Source organism: Limnofasciculus baicalensis BBK-W-15, from assembly GCF_024178385.1.
Taxonomy (GTDB): domain Bacteria; phylum Cyanobacteriota; class Cyanobacteriia; order Cyanobacteriales; family Coleofasciculaceae; genus Limnofasciculus; species Limnofasciculus baicalensis.
This window is the reverse complement of the sequence record NZ_JAMZMM010000482.1, coordinates 1-3,762: the sequence shown is the minus strand read 5'-3', so window position 1 is coordinate 3,762 and position 3,762 is coordinate 1. Positions and strand designations below refer to the sequence as shown.

Annotated in this window: 4 protein-coding genes; 1 reads left to right on the top strand and 3 read right to left on the bottom strand. The window is 43.7% G+C overall.

The window, feature by feature from the left end:
* Nucleotides 1-113: 113 nt before the first annotated feature.
* From NJ959_RS26960 to NJ959_RS26950, 3 genes are all read right to left on the bottom strand, one after another.
* Nucleotides 114-536, bottom strand: coding sequence for a tellurite resistance TerB family protein (locus NJ959_RS26960; RefSeq protein WP_254014844.1), 423 nt, complete (start codon nt 534-536; stop codon nt 114-116).
* A gap of 98 nt (nt 537-634) precedes the next feature.
* A complete protein-coding gene (locus NJ959_RS26955; protein ID WP_254014843.1) occupies nt 635-2,101 on the bottom strand; it encodes a 16S rRNA (cytosine(967)-C(5))-methyltransferase in 1,467 nt (488 codons plus the stop codon).
* A gap of 238 nt (nt 2,102-2,339) precedes the next feature.
* A complete protein-coding gene (locus NJ959_RS26950) occupies nt 2,340-3,167 on the bottom strand; it encodes a TIGR01548 family HAD-type hydrolase (protein ID WP_254014842.1) in 828 nt (275 codons plus the stop codon).
* 101 nt (nt 3,168-3,268) lie between these two features.
* Here NJ959_RS26950 and NJ959_RS26945 point away from each other — a divergent pair, with 101 nt between their 5' ends.
* Nucleotides 3,269-3,568, top strand: a complete 300-nt coding sequence (locus NJ959_RS26945) for a 30S ribosomal protein PSRP-3 (protein ID WP_254014841.1) — start codon at nt 3,269-3,271, stop codon at nt 3,566-3,568.
* Nucleotides 3,569-3,762 lie beyond the last annotated feature (194 nt).

Sequence of the window (3,762 nt, the reverse complement as noted above, 5' to 3'; positions counted from 1 at the left end):
AGATGTGTATAAGAGACCACTCCCTACTCCAACTTCCCCACTCCCTACTCCAAAAAACCCTACTCCCTACTCCCTACTCCCCACTCCCTACTCCCCACTCTCCACTCCCTTCCCTAGGATTGCGTATCCATCCAGCGTTGATAGAGTTTTTGAATAGTTTTTAGCACAGTATTATAGCCTCCCTTCTGAGGGGCTATGGCTGGATCGAGTAACTGCAAGCGCGTTAAGAGTTTGGCTTCTTCAGTGGCGACTTCCCCATCACTATAAATTAAGGCACTAATCGCCTCAATCAAGCGCTGATAATCTTCGGGAGTCGCAGGATCGCCTAAATACTCTTGTACCCAGCTATAACACTCTTGGGGAGATACAGATTTAAGTTCGTACAATAGGGGCTGAATCTCCGGATCTTCAGCAACTCCAGATTGTTTGGCAACTCGATGGAGATATTCCCTTTCCTCTGGCTGAATTCGGCCATCTATCCAAGCTGCACCGATGAGAATCTTGACTAGCTGTTTGACACTAGAGTTTCCTGTCATGATGTATTCCTATTAAAAATGGATCGGGAGAGTGGGCAATGAGGGGTGGTAAAGGATAGCAGATTGCAGGTTAATTAGGACTTATTCACCTTTTCTATTCATAATCGCTGCAATCGCACCATAAAAAACCCATCCATAAGATGTAGTTGAGGCCAAACTTTAATCCAGCCTTGGGGCGTACAGAAGGTACTTAGCCCAGAAGTGGGTGGGGGTGGTTCAATTCGCCAGTGGGTATGATTCTCCAAAAAGGATTGAATTACCTCTTCATTTTCCTCCCGATTCAGGGTACAGGTAGCATAAACCAAAATACCCCCCGGTTTTACCCAAGTGGCTGTGTGAGTTAATATTTCTTGTTGGAGAATTGACAATTCCTGTACTGTCTGTGGGTTACTCCGCCAGCGGATATCGGGGCGACGGTGGAGAGTACCTAATCCCGAACAAGGTGCATCTAGTAATACTCGATCAGCACTATTAACAAATTGAGGAGTGTTGCGACTATCGCCAGTATAAATAGAAATGGATTGGAGTTGAAGGCGTTGGGCATTTTCTGGTATTTTTTTGAGGCGAGAGGGAGTGCGATCGCAAGCCTTTATGTTACCAGAATCCCCCATTAGTTCGGCAATATGAGTAGTCTTCCCTCCTGGTGCGGCACAAGCATCTATAATTATCTCTCCTGGTTGCGGATCGAGGAGATGAGTTACTAACTGAGCGCTACTATCTTGAATTGTCCACCATCCTTCTTTAAATCCAGGCAATTGTTGAATCGCACCTACTGCCCCATTCAATCGTAAAGCTTGGGGTAATGGGGAAATCCTTCCCACTTCAATACCAGCAGATTTCATTGCCGCTTCCACCTCTTCAATCGATACCCGCAATGGATTTACTCGCAAGTCAATTGTCGGGGATTGATTAAACCACTGGCAAAGTTGCTCAGTTTCTTCTACCCCTATTTGTTCTATCCATAGTTTAATTATCCAATCAGGAAAACTGTAGAGAATACCTAAACGGGGTATGGGTTGTGTGGGTAATTTTAGAGGATCAATGGATGGAGAGGATAATTTTGAGTCTTGAGTTTTGAGAGCGTTGCGGGACGAAGTCCGTTTTGAATTAATATTAAGAACTGATAACTGAGAATTCAAAACTTTCGTCTCCCCCTCTCCCCCCTCACCTCTCACTTGCGAAAGACGGGAGTATTGCCGCAGTAAGCCATTCACTACGCCAGCTAATCCTTTAAAACCATTTTCTTTTGCCAATTCAACAGTAGTATTAACCGCAGCAGAGGGGGGAATACGATTGGCATAGCGCAGTTGATATAAGCCGAGATGGAGAATAATCCGGAAGTCTGGGGGCTGCTGATGGGATTTTTTCTTACCAAGTTGATCGATAATTGCGTCTAGGGTGCGCTGTCGTCTGACTGTGCCATAGACTAATTCTGTGACAAGACGGCGATCCAGATCTGGTAATTTAGACGTTTTTAAGATTCTGTCAAGGGCAATATCAGTAAAAGCACCTTTTAGGTAGATATCTTTTAGGGCGAGAAAGGCAATTTGGCGGGGATTTGACATGGGGGATGCACTGCAAAATGGATACCTATCCTTAGAAAGGTAAGCAAAAAAGATTATATAATTGTTTTTTATCGTAGAACAGGCATCTTGCCTGTTCTATCGATTCCGATTGCATCGGGATGATATCGAAGCCGTTGGCGTTGGCAGGATTTTTTTTTTAACGCAGAGGTACGCAGAGGTTTGCACAGAGGTACACAGAGGTTTTTGGATAATTCTGATGCCAACGGAAATGATATTACTAACAATTTAAGTTAATTAGCTCCTGAATTGCTTCCGGTGTCAATAGTTCAACATTACTCAATACTATCTTTGCCCCAGCATTTTGCAGATTTTTTTCATACCCATCACGGCGTTGTGCTGTTTCTTGAACATGGGGAGGGAGAATACCCACTCCAATCCAATTACGTTGGGGATGCTGAGTTTTGGCATTCTCTGCTGTGTAGATATCTGCCACTGTGTCTCCCACGTAGATGACGGGTAATTTATTGTCTATCTTATGTTTTTGTTCTAATTGCTCTACTGCTGCTAATAAACCTGTCGGATTGGGTTTGCCCGGAGCGTCTTCCATGGCGATTAGCAGAGGTGCGACTAAACCTAGTCTTCCCGATAGTGCGTAGAGGGCTTCATCTCTAGTCGCACCGCTGAAAAATCCCCACAGGATTCCTCCTCCTGTTAGGTTTTCTAGGTAGCTAGGTTTTAACAGTAATGGTTCATTACAGATATATCCTGTCCAGTTGTCGGGATTTGACCCTCGGTAGCGGGAGTTGAAAAAGTCAACTAAAGTATCATAATTAAGGGATATTTGCGATCGCCCTTGACCCTGAGCCTCAAAATAACGGTAAATTAGCTCCTGTGATGCTTGCCAATCGTTGTTCCAGAGTCCTTCTGATTTGAGTTGGTCAATCTCGACTGATGATGGTCGGTAAGCGCTCTGTGTGAAATACTCTACTGTATCTGCGATCGCTCTGCGGTAAGATCCACTTACATCCCGCACTACACCATCAATGTCGAAAACGGCGATAGCTCTCCAGTTTGATGTCAATGGTGTTGATTGGGGTTCGGTCACTGCGATCGGCTCCTACAATTTAATTAGATGCTTAAGTGGTAGAGTAAGATTAATAATTGTACATTAATTCCCGACTGCCATTTGTTTTCTCGGAGGTGTGATTGGCAAAGTTTCTCTTAAAAGTTCTCTGGCTAGACGAGAATGTGGCTCTAGCTGTCGATCAAATTGTTGGCAAAGGTACTAGTCCCCTCACATCTTACTTTTTCTGGCCTCGGAATGATGCCTGGGAACAGCTTAAAAATGAGTTGGAGAAAAAGCACTGGATTACTGAAGTCGATCGAGTTGAGTTGCTCAACAAAGCCACTGAAGTGATTAATTACTGGCAAGAAGAAGGTCGAACCCATCCTATGGTAGAAGCTCAATCTAAATTCCCTGAAGTCATCTTTACTGGTAGCGCTTGATAATTAGTTATTGGTTGTTTGTTATTGGTTTTTGGTTATTTGTTGTTTGTTATTTGTTTTTGGTTGTTGGTTGTTTGTTATTTGTTATTGACAATTTGCTCTCAAACCTTTGTTGCTCTTTGATTAGCAACTAACAACCAACAACTAACAACCAACAACCAACAACCAACAACCAACAACTAACAACCAACAAC